Origin of the sequence: Pseudonocardia spirodelae, from assembly GCF_037727765.1 — a bacterium.
In the GTDB taxonomy this organism is placed as follows: Bacteria; Actinomycetota; Actinomycetes; order Mycobacteriales; family Pseudonocardiaceae; genus Pseudonocardia; species Pseudonocardia spirodelae.
Map to the genome: position 1 here is coordinate 165,683 of NZ_JBBJUP010000009.1, position 18,680 is coordinate 184,362.

20 protein-coding genes are annotated in these 18,680 nt (G+C 76.3%); 10 read left to right on the forward strand and 10 right to left on the reverse strand.

What is annotated here, in order from left to right; all coding sequences use genetic code 11:
• Positions 1 to 60: 60 nt before the first annotated feature.
• The 5 genes from WJX68_RS13265 to WJX68_RS13285 form a co-directional block, all read right to left on the reverse strand.
• The gene (locus tag WJX68_RS13265) at positions 61 to 1,290 is read right to left on the reverse strand and encodes a PucR family transcriptional regulator (RefSeq protein ID WP_340290414.1); all 1,230 of its coding nucleotides are present in this window, start codon (positions 1,288 to 1,290) and stop codon (positions 61 to 63) included.
• 73 nt (positions 1,291 to 1,363) lie between these two features.
• Positions 1,364 to 1,558 (reverse strand): ferredoxin, encoded by a 195-nt coding sequence (locus WJX68_RS13270; protein ID WP_340290417.1) that lies wholly within the window; start codon positions 1,556 to 1,558, stop codon positions 1,364 to 1,366.
• Entirely contained in the window at positions 1,558 to 2,976 is a 1,419-nt protein-coding gene (locus tag WJX68_RS13275) for a fatty acid desaturase (protein ID WP_340290419.1), read from the reverse strand. Before WJX68_RS13275 ends, WJX68_RS13270 begins: the two co-directional genes overlap by 1 nt.
• 146 nt (positions 2,977 to 3,122) lie before the next feature.
• Complete coding sequence (locus tag WJX68_RS13280; protein WP_340290421.1) at positions 3,123 to 3,887, reverse strand: ABC transporter permease; 765 nt, start codon at positions 3,885 to 3,887, stop codon at positions 3,123 to 3,125.
• Positions 3,884 to 4,810, reverse strand: a complete 927-nt coding sequence (locus WJX68_RS13285; RefSeq protein ID WP_340290423.1) for an ABC transporter ATP-binding protein — start codon at positions 4,808 to 4,810, stop codon at positions 3,884 to 3,886. The genes WJX68_RS13280 and WJX68_RS13285 overlap by 4 nt, the downstream gene beginning before the upstream one ends.
• Positions 4,811 to 4,922: 112 nt before the next feature.
• Between WJX68_RS13285 and WJX68_RS13290 the strand changes: the two genes are divergently transcribed.
• Together WJX68_RS13290 and WJX68_RS13295 are read left to right on the forward strand one after the other, a co-directional pair.
• On the forward strand, positions 4,923 to 6,047 hold the full coding sequence (locus tag WJX68_RS13290) for a sensor histidine kinase (protein ID WP_340290425.1): 1,125 nt from the start codon (positions 4,923 to 4,925) through the stop codon (positions 6,045 to 6,047).
• The gene (locus tag WJX68_RS13295) at positions 6,044 to 6,724 is read left to right on the forward strand and encodes a response regulator (RefSeq protein WP_340290427.1); all 681 of its coding nucleotides are present in this window, start codon (positions 6,044 to 6,046) and stop codon (positions 6,722 to 6,724) included. Before WJX68_RS13290 ends, WJX68_RS13295 begins: the two co-directional genes overlap by 4 nt.
• 3 nt (positions 6,725 to 6,727) lie before the next feature.
• On the opposite strand, the gene WJX68_RS13300 is transcribed toward WJX68_RS13295, so the two are convergent.
• Positions 6,728 to 6,922, reverse strand: a complete 195-nt coding sequence (locus WJX68_RS13300; protein WP_340290429.1) for a hypothetical protein — start codon at positions 6,920 to 6,922, stop codon at positions 6,728 to 6,730.
• A gap of 254 nt (positions 6,923 to 7,176) precedes the next feature.
• Between WJX68_RS13300 and WJX68_RS13305 the strand changes: the two genes are divergently transcribed.
• The 5 genes from WJX68_RS13305 (at position 7,177) to WJX68_RS13325 (ending at position 11,221) form a co-directional block, all read left to right on the forward strand.
• Positions 7,177 to 7,365, forward strand: coding sequence for a three-helix bundle dimerization domain-containing protein (locus WJX68_RS13305; protein ID WP_340290431.1), 189 nt, complete (start codon positions 7,177 to 7,179; stop codon positions 7,363 to 7,365).
• A gap of 46 nt (positions 7,366 to 7,411) precedes the next feature.
• On the forward strand, positions 7,412 to 7,591 hold the full coding sequence (locus WJX68_RS13310; protein WP_340290433.1) for a hypothetical protein: 180 nt from the start codon (positions 7,412 to 7,414) through the stop codon (positions 7,589 to 7,591).
• Positions 7,592 to 7,749: 158 nt separating this feature from the next.
• Positions 7,750 to 9,036: an MFS transporter gene (locus WJX68_RS13315; RefSeq protein ID WP_340290436.1), complete on the forward strand. Its 1,287-nt coding sequence runs from the start codon at positions 7,750 to 7,752 to the stop codon at positions 9,034 to 9,036.
• A gap of 110 nt (positions 9,037 to 9,146) precedes the next feature.
• The gene (locus tag WJX68_RS13320) at positions 9,147 to 10,247 is read left to right on the forward strand and encodes an LLM class flavin-dependent oxidoreductase (RefSeq protein WP_340290439.1); all 1,101 of its coding nucleotides are present in this window, start codon (positions 9,147 to 9,149) and stop codon (positions 10,245 to 10,247) included.
• Between the two features lie 14 nt (positions 10,248 to 10,261).
• Positions 10,262 to 11,221 (forward strand): AraC family transcriptional regulator, encoded by a 960-nt coding sequence (locus WJX68_RS13325; protein WP_340290441.1) that lies wholly within the window; start codon positions 10,262 to 10,264, stop codon positions 11,219 to 11,221.
• 22 nt (positions 11,222 to 11,243) lie between these two features.
• Here the strand turns inward: WJX68_RS13325 and WJX68_RS13330 are convergent, their stop codons facing one another.
• From WJX68_RS13330 to WJX68_RS13340, 3 genes are all read right to left on the reverse strand, one after another.
• Positions 11,244 to 12,848 (reverse strand): phytoene desaturase family protein, encoded by a 1,605-nt coding sequence (locus WJX68_RS13330; RefSeq protein WP_340290444.1) that lies wholly within the window; start codon positions 12,846 to 12,848, stop codon positions 11,244 to 11,246.
• A 3-nt stretch (positions 12,849 to 12,851) separates the two neighbouring features.
• On the reverse strand, positions 12,852 to 13,625 hold the full coding sequence (locus tag WJX68_RS13335; RefSeq protein ID WP_340290446.1) for a cyclase family protein: 774 nt from the start codon (positions 13,623 to 13,625) through the stop codon (positions 12,852 to 12,854).
• Positions 13,626 to 13,752: 127 nt separating this feature from the next.
• Positions 13,753 to 14,727: an AraC family transcriptional regulator gene (locus WJX68_RS13340; protein ID WP_340290448.1), complete on the reverse strand. Its 975-nt coding sequence runs from the start codon at positions 14,725 to 14,727 to the stop codon at positions 13,753 to 13,755.
• Between the two features lie 151 nt (positions 14,728 to 14,878).
• Between WJX68_RS13340 and WJX68_RS13345 the strand changes: the two genes are divergently transcribed.
• The 3 genes from WJX68_RS13345 to WJX68_RS13355 all read left to right on the forward strand — a co-directional run bounded on the left by WJX68_RS13345 (position 14,879) and on the right by WJX68_RS13355 (position 18,185).
• Positions 14,879 to 15,670, forward strand: coding sequence for an SDR family oxidoreductase (locus WJX68_RS13345; RefSeq protein ID WP_340290450.1), 792 nt, complete (start codon positions 14,879 to 14,881; stop codon positions 15,668 to 15,670).
• Between the two features lie 5 nt (positions 15,671 to 15,675).
• Positions 15,676 to 17,190, forward strand: a complete 1,515-nt coding sequence (locus WJX68_RS13350) for a flavin-containing monooxygenase (protein WP_340290568.1) — start codon at positions 15,676 to 15,678, stop codon at positions 17,188 to 17,190.
• A gap of 155 nt (positions 17,191 to 17,345) precedes the next feature.
• Positions 17,346 to 18,185, forward strand: coding sequence for a PaaX family transcriptional regulator (locus WJX68_RS13355; RefSeq protein WP_340290453.1), 840 nt, complete (start codon positions 17,346 to 17,348; stop codon positions 18,183 to 18,185).
• Positions 18,186 to 18,266: 81 nt separating this feature from the next.
• On the opposite strand, the gene WJX68_RS13360 is transcribed toward WJX68_RS13355, so the two are convergent.
• The gene (locus WJX68_RS13360; RefSeq protein WP_340290456.1) at positions 18,267 to 18,680 is read right to left on the reverse strand and encodes a RidA family protein; all 414 of its coding nucleotides are present in this window, start codon (positions 18,678 to 18,680) and stop codon (positions 18,267 to 18,269) included.

The following is an 18,680-nucleotide window of genomic DNA, read 5'->3' on the forward strand; positions in this document are numbered from 1 at the left end:
CCGGGGAGGAGGCGACCGGGGAGGAGGCGACGGGGACGGCATGCGGCGGTGCCGGAGCGCTCAGCCCTCGGCGGGGCGCAGCACGGCGGCCCCGAGGACCCGGCAGGCGTGCAGGGCCACCTCGACGTCGAGGCGGTCGGCGTCGCTCACCCCCAGCGGCCGTCCCCGCACCTCCTCGGCGCGGCGCAGCCGGTACTGCACGGTGTTCTTGTGCAGGTGCAGCTCCGCGGCCGCGGCGGCCAGGCTGCCCCCGCCGCGCAGGTAGGCACCGACGGTGTCGCGCAGCCGCTCGTGCTGCTCGTCGTCGAGGGCGAGGTCGCCGAGGACGTCGGCGACGCGCGCCGCGAGCAGGTCGGTGCCCGAGCCGAGCAGCAGCAGCGGGCCGAGGTCGTCGGCGGTGGTGACCGGGCGGCACGCGGCGGGCGCGGCGGCGGCGGCGACGGCCTGCACCCGGCGCGCGACGGCGTGCGAGCGGCGGAACCCCTCGACGCCCGTCCCGGGCGGGCCCAGCGCGGCGCGCACCGGGCCGTCGGGCAGCTCCACCGGACCGCCGGCGCAGGGGTACCAGGCCCACAGGGTGGCCGCGTCGGGGGCGACGACCAGCGGGGTGCGCGCGCAGCCGAGCTGCTCCCCGACGGCGCCGACGGCGCGTTCCAGCGCACGGCCGGGGTCGGGCGCCTCCGGCCCGGCCCAGAACACCGCGGCGCGGTGCTCGCCGGTCACCGGGTGCCCGAGTGCGGACTCGATCTCCGCGGTCGTCCCGCCGCGGCCGCCGAGCACGGCGTCGACCATGGCGAGCCGGGCGGCGTCGCGGCGGCGGACCCAGCCGTCGCGCTCGGCCTGGTGGACCGCGACCATCTCCTCGGAGACACGGTCGACGTAGAGGTGGGCGACGGCGGTGAGCTCGCGGACGGCGGCGACCATCTCGTCCGGGCCGAGCCCGGCGCCGGCGATGCGGGTGATGACGTCCTGCTGGAAGACCGCCTGCCCCAGCCGGTAGGCGCGCAGCAGGACCGTCACCGCGACGCCCTGCTGGGCCAGGCGCCGCGCCAGCTCCCCGGCCACCGGCGGCAACGGCACCTCCTCCGGGTCACCGCTGCCGACGAGCACCGCGAGCGCGCCCTCCAGAGACCCCTGGACCGTCCCGACCAGCAGCTCCCGGACCCGCGGGTCGCGGCCCAGCTCGGGCAGGCCCGCATCGATCTCGACGAGCACCCGACCGGCGAGATCCGCCAGGTCCGCGCGCACGGCGACCGCGAGCGGGGCGAGCGGACCGGTCACCGACGACACGGCCGAACGGTAGCGCGCCGCCCGCCCGCCCCCGCGCGGACGCGGGGACGGGCGGGCGGATACGGCGGCGGGATCAGCTCTCGACCAGGGTCAGCGCCCGGGCCGGGCAGGACCGCACAGCGGCGTCGACCACGGCGCGGTCGTCCTCCGGCGGGTGCTCGTCGTGGACGACCACCACGTCGTCCTCCCCCACCTCGAAGTAGGCGTCGGCCATGGCCTCGCACATCCCGATGCCCTGGCAGGCGTCGAGGTCGGCGACGATGCGCATCAGACCTGCTCCTCGGTCAGGGCGACGAAGTCGACCTTCTCGCGGACCCCGCAGTCCGGGCAGCACCAGTCGTCGGGGATCTGCGACCAGGGGGTGCCGGCCGGGAAGCCCTCGGCCTCGTGACCCGCGGCGACCTCGTAGGTGTAGCCGCAGCCGGGGCAGCGGGCGGCGGTGACGGCGTCGCCCTGCGCGCGGCGGGTGACGTCGGCGGCCGTCTCCGCGGCAGGGGCGGGCGCGGCGGGCGGCGGGTAGGCGGCGAGCAGCGTCGCCTCCTTGCCGGGCTGCAGGTTGGCGTAGCGCAGGTCGCCGTCGTAGTGGGCCACCACCAGCGGGTCCATCAGCCGGCGGAACACCGGCGGCACGGTCGCGGCCAGCATCATCCCGGTGTAGCCGGTCGGCAGGACCGGGGCCTCCGGGAAGTCGCGCAGCGTCTGGAACCGGCGCACCGGGTTGGCGTGGTGGTCGGAGTGGCGCTGCAGGTGGTAGAGCAGCACGTTGGTGGCGATGTTGTTGGAGTTCCAGGAGTGCTCGGGCAGCACGCGCTCGTAGCGGCGGCGGTCCGGCGGGCCGACCATCTGGCGCAGCATCCCGTAGTGCTCCATGTAGTTCACCAGCTCCAGCAGGGTGAACCCGAAGACGGCCTGGACGAGCAGGTAGGGCAGCACGCCCCAGCCGAACAGCGCGACGATCGCGCCCCACAGCACCAGCGACATGAGCCAGGCGTTGAGGACGTCGTTGCCGATGCGGAACGGGTGCCGGTCGCGGCGGGCGTAGCGCTTGCGCTCCAGGCGCCACGCACTGGTCAGCGAGCCGAGGACGGTGCGCGGCCAGAACCGGTAGAAGCTCTCGCCCATCCGGGCCGAGGCCGGGTCGTCCGGGGTGGAGACGCGCACGTGGTGGCCGCGGTTGTGCTCGACGTAGAAGTGGCCGTAGAACGACGGGGCGAGCGCGATCTTGGCGGCCCAGCGCTCGACGTCCTCGCGCTTGTGCCCCAGCTCGTGGGCGGTGTTGATGGCGACGCCGGCGACGGTGCCGAGCGTGATCGCGAGACCGATGTTGCCGACGACCGGCGCCCCCGCGGTGGCGATGTAGAACATGCCGGCGAACAGACCGGCGTACTGCAGCGGGAGGTAGGCGTAGGTGACCCAGCGGTAGTAGCGGTCCTCCTCCAGCTCCTCCATCACCTCGTCCGGCGGGTTCGTCGGGTCCTTGCCGGCGAACAGGTCGATGGTGGGGACGATCCCGAGCACGACGATCGGGCCCAGCCACAGCGTCACCGACAGGTCGGTGAGCACGTGCAGCCCGATGGCGAGGAAGGGCAGCACCGGGACGAGCAGGCCGAGCAGCCAGGCGTAGCGCTTGCCGTCGTGCCAGGTCTCCTGGCCGTCCACCGGTTCTGACAGGGCGTAGGTGCGCACCGTGCTCCTCCTCGTGTCGGCTCTGACGGGACTGGTCGCAGACGCTAGGGAGATCGGGTCGCGATTCCTCGGTCGGCGGGAACGAAGATCGGTGCCCCGTTCGGTCCCGCGGACCGAACGGGGCACCGCCCGCGGTGCGCGCGGGGTCAGGTCCAGCGGAAGAAGCGGACCGCCACCCCGGCCCCGACCAGCACCGTCACCGCGAGCCCGGCGACCGCACCCGGGTCCGGCGCGACCCCTCGCCACGCCGTCCCGAGCACCTCCGCCGTCGCCCCGTAGGGCAGGACCCGGCCGATCCCGGCGAGCGGGCCGGGCAGGGCGCGCGGGTCGCCGAACATCCCGCCGAGCATCCCGGTGCCGAAGAAGAGCACCACGCCGGCGGCGATCGCGGCGTTCGCCGTCGGGGCCAGCGCCGCCACGGCCGCGCCGAGCGCGAAGAACGCCGCCGTCGCCAGGACCAGGCCGCCGAGCGCCGCCCACGGCGCGGCCGGGATCCCCGCGCCGAACGCCACGGCGGCGACGCCGAACGCCACCCCGATGCCGGCGGCGACCTGCGCCACCCCGACGATCCCCTGCGCGAGCAGCACCGGGGCGGGCCCGGCGGGGGTGACGCCGAGCCGGCGCAGCACCCCGCTGCGCCGGTAGGTGGCGACGAAGCTCGGCACGTTGACCATCCCGACCAGGGCGAGCACGGTCGCGCACGCGATGGGCAGCCCCACGACCTCGACCACCGACCGGTCCCCCAGCACCTCGGGCGGCAGGTCCGGCGCCGTCGTGCCGACCATGACCAGGATCAGCGGGGGCAGCAGCAGCGGCACGACCAGGCCGGAGGTGTCGCGGGCGACCATCCGGGCCTCGGCCGCGACGAGTGCGCCCCACCCGCGGGCGGGCAGGCCGGTGCGGGCGCTCACGCCGCCACCTCCGCCCGCGGGCCGGCGCGGTGCCCGGTCAGGGCGAGGAACGCGTCGTCGAGGGTGGGGCGCTCGGCGCGCAGCCCGGTCGCGACGACCCCCTGCCGGACGAGCTCGGCACCGACCGGGCCGAGCAGCTCGCCGCGGCCGGTCACGGCCACCTCGTGCCCGGTGCGGGTGACGGCGTCGACGCCGGGCAGCGCGCACAGCGCGGACCGGTCGACCACGGCGTCGGTCCGGAACCGGACCCGGGGCGCCAGGCCCGCGGCCGCGACCAGCCCGTCCGGGCTCGCGTCGGCGACGACCCGGCCGGCGTCGAGCAGCACCGCCCGGTCGCACAGCCGCTCCACCTCGTCCATGCGGTGGCTGACCAGCAGCACCGCGACACCGCCTGCGGCGAGCCCGCGGACCAGGTCGAGCACCGTCTCCCGCGACGCCGGGTCCAGCCCGGTGGTGAGCTCGTCGAGGACCACCACCCGCGGCGCGCCGACCAGCGCGAGCGCGACGGACAGCCGCTGGCGCTGCCCGCCGGACAGGCGGTCCGACCGGATCCCGGCCTGCGCGCCGAGCCCGACGGCGTCGAGCAGCCCGCCGGGGTCGCGCCCGGTCCGGTGCAGCGCCCGGTGCAGCGCCATCAGCTCGCCGGCGGTGAGCATGTCGTGCAGCGCCGCCTCCTGCAGCTGCACGCCCAGCACCGCGCGCACGGCACGCCGGTCGCGGCGCGGGTCGAGCCCGAGCACCCGCACCGTCCCGGAGTCGGGCGTGCGCAGCCCGGCGACGCACTCGACCGTCGTCGTCTTGCCGACCCCGTTGGGCCCCAGCAGCCCGACGACCGTGCCGGCCGGGACGGTCAGGTCGACCCCGTCGGCGGCGGTCGTGCCGCCGTAGCGCTTGCGCAGCCCGCGCACCTCGATCGCATCCACGACGACGACCGTGCCGGTCGCGGGGGGCACGCCGGCAGTGCCGGACGTCGTGACCCGCGGCCATGACTTCCGGCACTGGGCCGCCCCGCGGGCCGGCCGTAGATTGTCCGGTATGCGCCGGATCGACCCGAACGTCGTCGCGGGCGTCATCATGACCGCGCTCTGCGGGATCCTCGCCGTTCCGGTCGCGCTGGAGCAGCTGGCCGGGGTCACGAGCCCGGCCGGGCCGCCCTGGCTGTGGTGGGCCGTCTACGCCGCGTTCCTCGCCGCGCTGCTCGTGGGCGGCTGGCTCGACGAGGTCGTCGGCGCGCCCGCGGCCCGGGCCCTGCTCGGGGTGCTGGTCGTGACGTCCGCGGCGCTGGTGCTGCTCGGCGCGGCGTTCGGCTGGCTGCCGATCCTGCTCGTGGTGACGGCCTCGCTGTCGACCTACCACGCGCCGCGGGCGGTCACCGCGGCCATCGTGGCCGGCAACGTCGTCGTCGCCGCGGCCGCCACCCGGGTCGCCGGGGCGCCGGTGGAGGTCGCGCTGGTCACCGGCGCGATCTACCTGCTGCTGCAGAGCGCGTCGGTGCTGCTCATCGTGGCGCTGCACCGGGAGGAGGCGGCGCGGCGCCGGCTGGCCGCCGCGCACGCCGAGCTCGCCGCCGCGGGTGCCGCACTGGCCGAGACCAGCCGCGCGCAGGAGCGGCTGCGGATCTCCCGCGAACTGCACGACCTGGTCGGGCACCAGCTCACCGCGCTGGCCCTGGAGCTGGAGACCGCCACCCACCGCGGCGCGGACCCGGGCGGCCACGTCGCGCGGGCCCGCGGGCTCGCCGGGGACCTGCTCGCCGACGTCCGATCCACGGTCGGGGAGCTGCGCCGGCGGGCGCCCGACCTCGCCGCGACGCTGCACCGGATCAGCACCCAGCTGCCCCGCCCGGTCGTGCACGTGCGCGTCGCCGACGGTCTCGCGCCCGACGAGGAGCGCACCGTCGCCGTCGTGCGCTGCGTGCAGGAGATCCTCACCAACGCGATCCGGCACGGCGACGCCGGGACGGTCTGGATCGACGTCTCCCCCACCGGCGACGGCGGGCTGCACCTGAGCGCCCGCGACGACGGCCGCGGCGCCGGCGCCCGGGTCGTGCCCGGCAACGGGCTGCGCGGGATGGCCGAGCGGGCCGCCGCGCTCGGCGGCACCGTGCGGTGGGGCCCGGCCGCACCGCACGGGTTCGCGGTCACGGCGGTGCTGCCGTGACCGTGCGGGTGCTGCTCGTCGACGACCAGACGCTGGTCCGCCACGGCATCCGCGGCCTGCTCGGGCTCGCCCCCGACGTCGAGGTGGTCGCCGAGGCCGCCGACGGTGCCGCGGCGGTCACCGCCGTCGCCGAGCACGCTCCCGACGTCGTGCTGCTGGACCTGCGCATGCCCGGCCACGACGGGCTGTGGGCGCTGCGCCGGCTGCGCGAGCGCGGCCTGGAGGTGCCCGTCCTGGTGCTCACCACCTTCGACGACGACGATCTCGTCCTCGCCGCGCTGCGCGCCGGGGCGCGCGGCTACCTGCTCAAGGACGTCACCCTCGAGGCGCTCGTCGGGGCGGTGCACACCCTCGCCGACGGCGGGACGCTGATCAGCCCGGCCGTCACCGACCGGCTGCTGCGCGCGGTGCGCGGCACGCCGTCCCCCGTGGACGGCGGCGCGCCGGTGCAGGAGCTGTCACCGCGCGAGGTCGAGGTGCTGCGGCTGCTGGCCGCGGGGCACAGCAACCGCGAGATCGGTGAGGTCCTCGTGCTGGCCGAGGGCACGGTGAAGAACCACGTGTCGAGCGTGCTGCTCAAGCTCGGCACCCGGGACCGGACCCGTGCGGTGCTGCGGGCACTGCACCACGGCCTGCTGGACCCGCCGCGGGCGCGGGACGGGCGGGACCGGGGCTGAGGGTCAGTCGTCCGACGGCGGCGGGGCGGTGGTGTCCTCCCCGACCAGCGGCGGGTCGGTGGGCAGCACGCCCGCCTCGAGCCCCGCCTCGTCCGCGGTGCGTCCGGGCGCCTGGCGTTCGACGGTGTTCTGCTCGGTCAGGAACTCCTCACCGGCGGGGTCGGGTGCGTCCGCGGGGTCCTGCGTGTGTGCGCTCATGCCGGCCGGTACCCGGTGGCACCTCGGTCACGCGTCGCGTCTCAGAACGAGACAGGGTGTCGCCGTCACCGACGGTCGCGGCGATTCACCCGTCCCGATGCGGTTGGACCGGCAGGCGCGGGGTACTCGTGCCCTGGCCGGGTGAAGATCGACGGAGGGATCGTCATGACGAGTGCACTGGTGGGTATCCGTTGCGGGCACCGTCCGTGTCGTCGTCACACGTTCGCCGACCGCCGGTCCGCCGGCGGCACCCGGTGACGCCCGAGCTCGCCCGGGCCGCCGACGCCGTCGCCCGCCTGCTCGACGAGCTGGGGCCGGGGGTGCGCCCGGAGACCGTCGTGGCCGCCGTCGCCCAGGCCTGCGACGACCTGCGCGGCAACCCGGTGGGTGCGCTGCCCGAGCTGGTGGAGCGCCTGGCCCGTGCCCGTCTGACCCCCGGCTGAGGGCCGGTCCGGCATGCCGGACGCGCGGAGGGGGTATCGCAGGGGTGTGAGCGACCACGAGCGCGAGATCCCGCTGGACCCCGAGCGGGCCGTGGACGAGCTGGAGGAGCGCGTGCTCGGCCGGCGGACCGACGCCGGCGGGGCGGACGACGACGGGCACGACCCCGTCGACGGCGCCGGGCCCGGGGACCCCGGCACCGGCGTGGACGGCGAACCGAGCGGCTGACCCCGGCCGGTCCGGGGCCGTCGCGCGACCCGTCCGACGGCCCGCCCGGACGCGGGACGGGACGACCCGGACGAATCAGGTCATGCTCGGATGGTGACGAGCGGCAGGGATCCGGCATATGGTGCCTCGTCGACGACGACGTCCGAGGAGGACCGCCCATGACCGAGGTGTCCGACCGCACCGCCCCACCGGGGGCCGGGAGCCGCTCACGGGCCGGGGTGATCGCCCTGTGCTGGACGGCGATCGTCGTCGACGGCTACGACCTGATCGTCTACGGCACCGTGCTGCCGACCCTGATCGCCGGGGAGTGGTCGCTCGACGCCGGCACCGCCGGCTGGATCGGGTCGATGGCGCTGCTCGGGATGCTGGTGGGCGCCCTGCTCGCCGGGATCGTGACCGACCGGATCGGCCGTCGCCGGCTGATGATCCTGTGCATCGCGTGGTTCTCCGTCGCGATGGCGCTGTGCGCGCTGGCGCCCTCGCCGGAGGTGTTCGGGGTGCTGCGCTTCGTCGCCGGCGTCGGGCTGGGCGGCGTGGTGCCCACCGCGATCGCGCTGACCGTGGAGTACGCCCCGCCGGGGCGGCGCAACGGGGCCAACGCCCTGATGTTCTCGGGCTACTCCGTGGGCGGCGTCGTCGCGGCGCTGTCGGGGATCGTGCTGCTCGAGCAGCTGGGCTGGCGGGCGCTGTTCTGGATCGGCGCCGGTGTCGGCGCGGTGCTGCTGGTCGTGGTCGCCGTCGCGCTGCCCGAGTCGGTGGCCTACCTGGCCGGCCGGGGCCGGCGCGAGGAGGCGGCCGCGCTCGCCGCCCGCTACGGCATGGCCGTCCCCGACGCCGCACCCGCCGGTGGCCGCTCCGGCGGCGTGCGCGCGCTGCTGGCCCGCGAGCACCTGCGCGGCACGCTGCTGTTCTGGGTCGGCACCGGCTTCGGGCTGCTGCTGGTCTACGGGCTCAACACCTGGCTCGCGCAGATCATGCGCCAGGCCGGCTACCCCCTCGGCGGCGCGCTCGCGTTCCTGCTGGCGCTGAACCTGGGCGCGATCGTCGGGGCCCCGCTACTGGGTTCGCTCGCCGACCGCGTCGGGCCGCGCCCGGTGGTCACCGGCATGTTCCTCACCGCCGCCGCGTCGATCCTGCTGCTGATGAACCGCTTCCCGACCCCGGTGCTGCTCGCGCTGATCGCCGTCGCCGGGGCGTGCACGATCGGGACGACGATCATCGTGAACTCCTACACCGCGACCTTCTACCCCGAGCACCTGCGCGCCGCCGGGCTCGGCTGGTCGCTGGGCATCGGGCGGATCGGGGCGATCGCCGGGCCGCTCTACGGCGGGGTCGTGATGGCCACCGGCGCCGGGTTCGCCGCCAACTTCCTGGCCTTCGCGATCCCCGCGGTGCTCGGGGCGGTCGTCATGGCGCTGGTCCCCCGGCGCGCGACGACGGCCTGACCCACCGGTGCGCAGCGCGGCCACCGGCCGCGCGGATCGGATCGTGTGACGGGTGCGGCGCGGCCCACACTCGCCGCACCCGTCACCACGACCCCCTCCGGGAGCACCCCATGGTCAAGCCCGTCGCGGACGGCAAGGGCTTCAAGCTCGGCCTGTTCTCCGCCAACTGCAGCTCCGGTCTCGCCGTCACCCGCGTCCCCGAGCGCTGGTCGGGCAGCTGGGAGGACAACCTGCGCCTGGCCGAGCTGGCCGACGAGGTCGGGATCGACTTCCTGCTCCCGATCGCCCGCTGGATCGGCTACGGCGGGGAGACCAACTTCCACGAGGGCGTCCTCGACCCGACCGCGCTGGCCGCCGCGCTGCTCGCCCGCACCCGGCGGATCACCGTGTTCGCCACCGTGCACACCGCGTTCAACCACCCGGTGGTCGTCGCCAAGCAGCTCGCGACCGCCGACCTCGTCGGGCAGGGCCGCGCCGGCATCAACGTCGTCGCCGGGTGGAACGAGCCGGAGTACCGCGCGCTGGGCGCGACCCTGCCCACCGACCACGACGCCCGCTACGCACTGGCCCAGGAGTGGTGGGACGTGATCCACCGGATCTGGACCGAGCCGGGCCGCTTCGACCACGAGGGCCGGTTCTTCCGGCTGGAGGGCGTCGAGGGCATGCCCAAGCCGTACGACGGCCCGCTGCCCGTGCTGAACGCGGGCTCCTCGGCGCAGGGCCGCGACTGGGCCGCCCGCAACGCCGACGTCGCGTTCACCGTGGTCGGCGGTCCGGAGGACGGCGCAGGCATCGTCACCGGCATCGCCGACCGGGCCCGACAGGGCTACGACCGGCGGGTCGGCACGTTCACCCTGGGCCACGTCGTCTGCCGCCCCACCCGGGCGGAGGCGCAGGACTACCTGCGCCACTACGCCGAGGACAACGCGGACTGGGCCGCGGTCGAGAACCTCATGCGCCTGCAGGGACTGCACGCGCAGTCCTTCACCCCCGAGATGCTGGAGACCTTCCGGCACCGCTTCGCGGCGGGGCACGGGTCCTGCCCGCTGGTCGGGACGCCCGACGAGGTCGCCGACCGGATCGCGGCGTTCCACGCCGCCGGATTCGCCGGGATGACGCTGTCGTTCGTGGACTACGTCGGTGAGCTGGGATACTTCGCCCAGGAGGTGCTCCCCCGGCTGGAGGCGCGGGGCGTCCGCGTCCCCGTGTGAGCAGGAGGCGACGAGTGACCGACCCGGCGCTGCCCGCGCGCCGCAGCGACCGGCTCGCGGAGCTGCGGGAGACGGTGCAGCAGGTCACCGTCGTGCACGAGATCTCCGTGCGCCGCGGCCGTCCCGACGGGGCGGTCGCGGTCGCCGGGCTGGACGGCGTCAACGTCGCGTTCGTGCGCTACGGCGCCGAGGTGACCGTGGACGCCTTCCCGACCCGCAGCCGGTTCGCGCTCACCGTGCCGCTGGGGCCGATGCGGGTGCGGGCCCCCGGTGTCGCCGACGGCGGGGTCGTGCCCGGCGCGTTCGTGCTCGCCGCCGACGGCCACACCGTGATGGAGCCCGACCCGGTCGCCGGGGCGCTGGTCGTCTCGGCGGGTGCGGGGCGGGTCGAGGAGCACCTCGCCTCGCTCACCGGCCGGGCGCCGGGGCGGGCGCTGCGCTTCCTGCCGCCGGGGGCGGTGGCGCCGGCCGCGCCGCCGTCGCTGCTGGAACAGGCCTGGCGCACGACGTGCGCGGTGCTCACCGACTGCGGCGGGCGACCGGCCCCGCTGGTGCGCCGGGTGCTGTCGGACCAGCTGCTCACCGCGGTGCTGCTGACCCAGCCGCACACCGCGTCGGACGCGCTGCGCGGGTCACCGGCGGGCGCGCCGGCCGACACCGTCGACCGCGCGCTGGCGTGGATCGAGACCCACCACGCCGAGCCGGTGACCGTCACCGACATCGCCCGGGCGACGGGGGTGGGCGTGCGACGCCTGCAGGAGGAGTTCCGCGCCCGGCTCGGCACCGGACCGGCGGCGGTGCTGCGCGAGGTCCGCCTCGGCCGGGCGCACCGGGCGCTGGTCGCGGGCGGCCCGGCCCCGGTGTCGGACGTGGCCCACGCCTGCGGCTTCGGGCACCTGGGCCGCTTCGCGCACGACTACCGCGACCGCTACGGCGAGCTGCCCTCGGAGACCGCCCGGCGCCACCGCGGATGACCGGGGCGGCGCCGGGCGCGGGTCAGCGCCGCAGCCGCGACCGCAGCCGCTGCCCGGGGCCGGGGGTGCTGAGCCGGTCGGCCACCAGGAACCCCGACGCCCCGCCGAGGCCGGGGCCCGGGTGGGTGGAGGCGCCGATCTGCCACAGGCCGGGGACCGGCGTCGCGTGGCTCCCGGCGCCGGGCAGCGGCCGCCACCAGAAGTTCTGGTCCAGCTCGGCCGAGCCCGCGTAGGGGTCCCCGCGCAGCGCGTTCGGGTTGTGCGCGGCGATCGCCGCCGGGTCCAGCACGTCGACGTGCAGCACCCGCTCGCGCAGGCCGGGGGCGTGCGCGGCGACCCGGTCCAGGACGCGGCCGGCGTAGCCCTGCGCGAGCGCGCCGTCCCAGCCGCCCGCGGTGCCGAGCTCGCCCGCGGCGTCGCCGACCGGCTCGAACGGCAGCTCCTGCAGCTGCAGCCAGAGGGCCCCGGCCCCCTCGGGCACGCGGGTCGGGTCGAGCACGTGCTGCTGCCCGACGACGACGGTCGGGCGGCGCGGCAGCAGTCCCGCCTCCGCCTCGGCGCAGGCGATCGCGGTCGAGGACGACCCGTCGGCGACGTGCACCAGCGGCACCGCGCCCAGCCGGGCGTCGGCCCACGGGACCGGCCCGGACAGCGTCACGTGGATCTGCATCGCGGCGCGGCCCGGCCGGTAGCGGGCCGCCGCGTCGGCGACCGGCGCCGGCACCGCCCCGGGCGGCAGCAGCGAGCCGTACAGCGCGGGCGGGGTCACCGAGGCCAGCACCGCGCGCCGCGCGTGCAGCGCGAACCCGTCCCCGGCGACGCCGGTGGCGCGCCCGGAGGCCACCGTGACCCGCTCCACCCGGCGCCCGGTGTGCACGGCGACGCCGAGCTCGTCGAGCAGCCGCTCCCAGGCGGTGAGGAAGTTCCCCGCGCCGCCGGTGGCGACCGGCAGCCCCGCGCCGTGCATCGTGGCGGCGAGGACCGGCACCATCAGCCCGCCGGACGCGGAGTCCGGCGCCAGCCCCGCGTGCAGCAGCCACGGCGCCCACAGCCGGTCGGTCTCGGGCCCGGCGAAACGGGCGCGCATCCACGACCGGCCCGACGTCAGCGCGTCGCGGGCGTAGGACTCCAGCCCGGCGACGCCGGCCGCCCGGGCCAGGGTCGCGACCGGCCCGAGCGACGACGGCGCGTGCAGCTCGGCGCCCAGCAGCCCGCCGATCCCGGCGGCGTGCGCGCCGAACCGCTCGACCATCGCGCGGTAGGCGTCGCGGTCGGCCGCCTCGGCGAAGCCGTCGACGGTCTCCTCCACCGAGCGTTGGGCCAGCGCCACCTCGCCGGTCCCGGTGACGGTCGCGGTGAGCGGGCCGTCGGTGTTGGCGTAGGCGAGCCCGTGGCGGTGCAGGTCCGCGCCGAACGCGGCGTAGGCCGGCCCGGTGACGAACAGCGGGTGCCAGCTCGACCAGGTGTCCTGGGTCCAGCCGTCGCGCCGGCGCGCGGCGACGAACCCGCCGACCCGGTCGTGGTCGTCGACGAGCGCGACCGACCAGCCGCCGCGGGCGAGCCGGGCGGCGGCGGCCAGGCCGTTGATCCCGCCGCCGACGACGACCGCGTCGTACGTGGCGTGCACGGCTCAGGCCTCGACGAGCGCGAGGACACGCGCCGGGCTGCCCGAGCCGCCGACGATCGGCAGCGGGCACACCACGAGCACGGCACCGGTCGCCGGGAGCGCGTCGAGGTTGCGCAGGCTGGTCAGGCCCCACTTGCCCGCGCCCATCAGCTCGGAGTGGCAGGGGAACGCGGGCTCCAGGTTCGGGGCCTGCCCGGCGTCGGTGCCCACGGTCTCCACGCCGAGCCCGGCGACCGGGGTCTCGCGGGCGAGCCAGCGGGCGCAGTCCGGCGCGACGCCGGGGGTGTGCGGGCCGTTCTCGTCGGCGTTGGCGAAGGCCGCCTCGTCCTCGCCGCGGGCGGCCCAGCCGGTGCGCAGCAGCAGCCAGCCGCCGTCGGGCAGCGGGCCGTGCTCCGCCTCCCAGGCCCGGACGTCCCCGATCTGCAGGAGGTGGTCGGCGTCGGCCTCCACCTGCGCCGTCATGTCGATCACCGCGACCGGCGCCACCAGCGTGGACATCGGTGCCTGCGCGACGTCGAGCCCGTCCCGTCCGGTGATCCAGTGGTTCGGCGCGTCCAGGTGGGTGCCGGTGTGCTCGCCGGTCCGGATGTTGTTCCAGTACCAGGCCGGGCCGCGGTCGTCGTAGCGGGAGATCTCCTCCAGCTCGAAGCGGGCGGTCTGGCCGAACGGCTCGGGCAGCTCCAGGATCGGCGTCGAGGCCTGCAGCGGCGTCGTCAGGTCGACGACCCGGACCGAGCCGGAGCGGGCGGCGTCGAGCAGGGCGGAGAGCACGGACACGGGGACCTCCAGGTCGGTCGGGGCGTGCCGGACAGCTTCCCGGCACCGATGCGCGCACGGCCATCCGTTGCGCGCGGCGGCTGTCCGCGCAGCGTCGCGCCGCCGGGCCGTCCGGCGGCGCGGGCTCTCACCCGCGCAGCGTCTCGGACGGGGACTCGCCGAACCGCTCCCGGTAGGCGACGGCGAAGCGGCCCAGGTGCGCGAAGCCCCAGTCCGCGGCGACCTGGGAGACGGTGCGCCGGGTCGGGTCGGCCTCGCGCAGCTCGGCCCGCACCCCGGCCAGACGGGCCTCGCGCAGCCGGGCGGTGGGGGTGGTGCCGAGGTGGCGGCGGAACCCCTCCTGCAGGCTGCGCACGCTCGTCCCGACGGCCTCGGCGACGTCGTCGACGGTCAGCGGCTCGCGCGCGTGGCCCTCGATCAGCGCCTCCGCGCGGCGGATCACCTTCGGCACCGCGGGCGCGGTGTCCGGCGGTGCGAGCAGCTCGTCGCTGGCCGAGTGCGGCACCGCGGCGAGCAGCTGGCTCATCAGCAGCTGCTCGGCCTGCGCGCGCAGCGCCGGGTGGGCGAGGCCGCCGGGGCCGTCGAGGTCGGTCCGGACCATGTCGACGGTGGACAGCCAGGACCGCGCGGCCGGGGTCGTCAGGTCCACGCTCGTGGCCAGCCGCAGCGGCTTCGACGGCGGGCGCCCGAGCAGCCGGTGCAGCTGCGCCGCCAGCGCGTCGCGCCCGACCCGCACGATCAGCTGCTCGTTGCCCGCCTCCCAGGTCATGTCCAGGCCGGCGTCCGGGTCGGGCACCGACGCCGTACCGGGGTCGGAGACGACCTCGGTGCCGCCGGTGCGCACCAGCGCGCGGCCGGAGAGCGGGATCTGGACCAGGACGAACGAGCGCAGCGGCTGCGGCCGGATCCGGACCGTCGCGCCGTAGGCCAGGTAGGACAGCCCGACCGCGCCGAACGTGGCGGTGTTGAACCGGACGGGTGCGGGTGCGGCCCGCTCGACGGGTTCGAGCCGGTGCGGGCAGAACACCTCCCCGACCCGTTCGCGCGCCTCCTCCAGGTCGGGCGAGTGGACCCGCCGGAACCCGCTCAGCACCTCGGTCATGGCACCTCCTCGTGCTCGACCCCGGTTCCCGTGGCCCGGTCGCGTCCCCCGGACAGCGACCGCGTGGTGGGGATAGTCACGTCGACTATATAGCCAAAAGATGACTGCCATCACGGGTCCGCTAGATGACTGTTCTGTTTCGGAGGCTCCCATGACTGACCTGCACGGCCGCACGGTCCTGGTGACGGGCGGTTCCACCCTGGTCGGGCACGGCGTCGTCCGCGCCCTGCACGGCGCCGGGGCCACCGTCGCGATCGCCGACGTCGACGCCGCCGGCGCGAAGCCCCTGCTCGACGAGCTCGGCGACCGCGTCACGTTCCACCCCACCGACATCACCGACGACGACGCGGTGGCCGCCACCGTCGCGGCGGTCGCCGCCCCGGCCGGGCTGCACGGCCTGGTCAACCTCGCCTGCAGCTACCTCGACGAGGGCGCCGGCACCGGACGCGCCGACTGGCTGCGGGCGCTCGACGTCAACGTCGTCGGCGCGGTCCAGACCACCAGGACCGCGCGGGCGCACCTCGCGGCGGCCCGCGGCGCGGTGGTCAACCTGACCTCGATCTCGTCCAAGGTCGCCCAGACCGGGCGCTGGGTCTACCCGGCCTCCAAGGCGGCGCTGGTGCAGGTCACCCGCTCGATGGCGATGGACCTGGCCGGCGACGGCATCCGCGTCAACTCGGTGTCCCCGGGCTGGACGTGGTCGAAGATCATGGACGAGCTCTCCGGCTCCGACCGCGCGCACACCGACCGCGTCGCCGCGCCGTTCCACCTCACCGGCCGCGTGGGCGACCCGGACGAGGTCGGCGCCGTCGTCGCCTTCCTGCTCTCCCCGGCCGCGTCCGCCGTCACCGGCGCGGACTGGGCCGTCGACGGCGGCTACTCGGCCATGGGCCCGGAGCAGGCCGTCCCCGCCATCCCCCGACTCGCGACCGCCTCGGAGTGACCACCATGAAGATCGCCGTCGTCGGGGCCGGGTTCGCCGGCCTCTCGTCCGTCAAGGTCCTGACCGGGTTCGGTCACGACGTCACCGCCTTCGAGAAGGCGCCCGACGTGGGCGGGGTGTGGAGCGCCAGCCGCCGCTACCCCGGCCTGACCACGCAGAACGACAAGGGCACCTACTCGCTGTCGGACTTCCCGATGCCGCGCCACTACCCGGAGTGGCCGTCGGGCCAGCAGGTGCAGGAGTACCTGGAGGCCTACGCCCGGCACTTCGGCATCCGCGACCGGATCCGGACCGGCACCGAGGTGCTCTCCGCCGAGCCCCGCGACGGCGGCGGCTGGGTGCTCACGACCGGCTCGGGCGTCGAGGAGTTCGACCACCTCGTCGTCGCGAACGGGATCTTCTCCGAGCCGTTCCTGCCCGCGTTCCCCGGCACCGAGGAGTTCCGCGCCGCCGGCGGCCGCTACTGCCCGCCGTCGGAGTTCACCGACATCGACGACGCCCGCGACCGCGACGTCGTCGTGATCGGCTACGGCAAGTCCTCCTGCGACGTGGCGGTCGCGCTGGACGCGGTGTCCCGCTCGACGACCGTCGTGGCGCGCGAGCTGCTGTGGAAGATGCCGCGGCGCATCGGCGGGGCCCTGAACTACAAGTACCTCCTGCTCACCCGCCTCGGCGAGGGCCTGTTCCGCTACGCCCGCCTGGCCGGCTTCGAGAAGTTCCTGCACGGCCCCGGCAAGGGCGTCCGCAACGGGATGATGGCGAGCCTGCAGGGCCAGATCGTGCGCCAGCTGCGGCTGCGCGAGCTCGGCCTGGTACCCGACGGCTCGCTGGAGGACATCGCCCGCTCGACGGTGTCGCTGGCGACCGAGGGGTTCTACGAGGGCGTCGCCGACGGCTCGATCACCGTCCACCGCGACACGCTGATCACCGCGCTCGGCGCCCGCGACGGCAGGCCCGTCGCCGTCCTGGAGGACGGCAGCGAGATCGCGGCCGACGTCGTCGTGGCCGCCACCGGCTTCCACCAGCGGGTGCCGTTCCTGTCCGCGGCGGTCCGCGACCGGCTCGTCGACGAGCGCGGGAACTTCGAGCTGTACCGGCAGATCCACCCGCACGCGGTCGCCGACCTGAGCTTCTGCGGCTACAACTCCTCGTTCCTGTCGCCGCTGTCCGCGGAGGTCGCGGCGCTGTGGATCGGGGTGCACCTCGCGGGCGGGTTCGACCTGCCCCCGGTGGAGGCGCGCCGGGCGTTCGTCCAGGAGCGGCTGCGCTGGATGGAGGAGCGGACCGAGGGCAAGCACGCCCGCGGGACGAACATCATCCCGTTCTCGCTGCACAACATCGACGAGATGCTGTCCGACCTCGGCGCGACGATCGGCCGCCGGCGCCGGTTCACCGAGTGGCTGCTGCCCGTCGACCCGGGCGCCTACGCCCGGATCACCGCGACCCTGACCGCCCGCCACGCGCCGCTCACCGCAGGACCGGCCCCGCACCCGGGCGCACCGCTGCGGGCGGCCGGATGAGGAGCCCCGCTCCCCCGCGACGCGCCGCACCGTCCACCCCGGACGGTGCGGCGCGTCCGCGTGTGCACCCGCGGGGCCACGCCGCGCCCGACGGTGCCGCCACGCCGGGACGCGCACGACCGGTCGGCACCCCCGCCCGGCCGTACGATGCGCTCGTGACGACCGTCGCCGAACCGGAGGAGATCCTCGCGCCCGTACCGCCGCGACGGCTGATCGTGACGGTCTACGGGCTCTACGCGCGCGAACGCGGCGGGGCGCTGTCGGTGTCGTCGCTGGTCCGCCTGCTCGGCGGCCTCGGGGTCGACGGCCAGGCCGTCCGCTCGGCGGTGTCCCGGCTCAAGCGGCGCGGGCTGCTGGAGCCGGTGAAGGTGGACGGCGCGGCCGGGTACCGGCTCTCGGCCGCGCTGGCCGACGTGCTCGCCGAGGGCGACGACCGCATCTTCTCCCGCCGTCGCGCCGGGGCCGGTGAGGGCTGGCTGCTGGTCGCGTTCTCCGTGCCCGAGTCGGCCCGCGACCAGCGCCACCAGCTGCGCAGCCTGCTGATCCGGCTCGGCCTGGGCACCGTCGCGCCCGGGCTGTGGGTCGCGCCCGCGCACCTGGAGGCCGAGGTGTCGCACGCACTGGACCGCGCCGGTCTGCGCGGCTACACCGAGCTCTTCCGCGGCCGGCACGTCGCCGGGCGCGCGCTGCGCGAGACCGTCGCCTCCTGGTGGGACCTCGACGCGCTCGCCGCCCAGTACTCGGCGTTCCTCGCCCGCCACGAGCCCGTGCTGGGGACCTGGCGCGACGGCGAGGGCGGCGCGGAGCAGGCCTTCGCCGACTACGTGACGCTGGTGACGGTGTGGCGACGCCTGCCCTACCTCGACCCCGGGCTGCCGCTGGACGCGCTGCCGCAGGGCTGGGTGGGCGACCGCGCGGAGGAGCTCTTCGGCGACCTGCGCGCCCGCCTCGCCGGGCCGGCCCGCGAGTACGTCGGCGGTGTACTGGACGGCTGAGCCGCTACCCCGGTCCGGCGGCCTTCCGGCGGGCACCGCACATGCCGGTGCCCGCCGGGCCACGCCGGCCGCGGGCGCGGGTCAGACCCGCCGCGCCGCGACCGCCTCGATCTCGATCAGCGCCTCCGGCTGCCACAGCGCGGTGACCCCGACGCCGGTCATGGCCGGGTAGGTCCGCCCGCACAGCTCCTTCCAGATCGCGCCGATCTCCCGGCCCCGGGCCTGGTAGCCGGGGATGTCGATCAGGTAGATCCGCACCGACAGCAGGTCCGCGGGCTCCGAGCCGGCCGCGCGCAGCGCGGTGAGCACGTTGGTCATGGCCTGGCGGAACTGGTCGACGATGTCGCCGTCGACGATGCGCCCGCCGGCGTCCATCGCGGTCTGGCCGGACAGGTGCACGGTGTCGCCGTGGCGGACCGCGTGCGTGAACCCCGAGGGCCGGGCCAGGGTGTCCGGGTCGATGAGCTCGACGGCGGATCCGGTGCCGGTGGTCAT

Bases quoted from the DNA above. Each gene is read 5' to 3' on its own strand.
- WJX68_RS13350 (WP_340290568.1), top strand. From the start codon at position 15,676: ATGAAGATCGCCGTCGTCGGGGCCGGGTTCGCCGGCCTCTCGTCCGTC.
- WJX68_RS13360 (WP_340290456.1), bottom strand. From the start codon at position 18,680: ATGACCACCGGCACCGGATCCGCCGTCGAGCTCATCGACCCGGACACC.
- WJX68_RS13340 (WP_340290448.1), bottom strand. From the start codon at position 14,727: ATGACCGAGGTGCTGAGCGGGTTCCGGCGGGTCCACTCGCCCGACCTG.
- WJX68_RS13290 (WP_340290425.1), top strand. From the start codon at position 4,923: ATGCGCCGGATCGACCCGAACGTCGTCGCGGGCGTCATCATGACCGCG.
- WJX68_RS13300 (WP_340290429.1), bottom strand. From the start codon at position 6,922: ATGAGCGCACACACGCAGGACCCCGCGGACGCACCCGACCCCGCCGGT.
- WJX68_RS13270 (WP_340290417.1), bottom strand. From the start codon at position 1,558: ATGCGCATCGTCGCCGACCTCGACGCCTGCCAGGGCATCGGGATGTGC.
- WJX68_RS13345 (WP_340290450.1), top strand. From the start codon at position 14,879: ATGACTGACCTGCACGGCCGCACGGTCCTGGTGACGGGCGGTTCCACC.
- WJX68_RS13315 (WP_340290436.1), top strand. From the start codon at position 7,750: ATGACCGAGGTGTCCGACCGCACCGCCCCACCGGGGGCCGGGAGCCGC.
- WJX68_RS13320 (WP_340290439.1), top strand. From the start codon at position 9,147: ATGGTCAAGCCCGTCGCGGACGGCAAGGGCTTCAAGCTCGGCCTGTTC.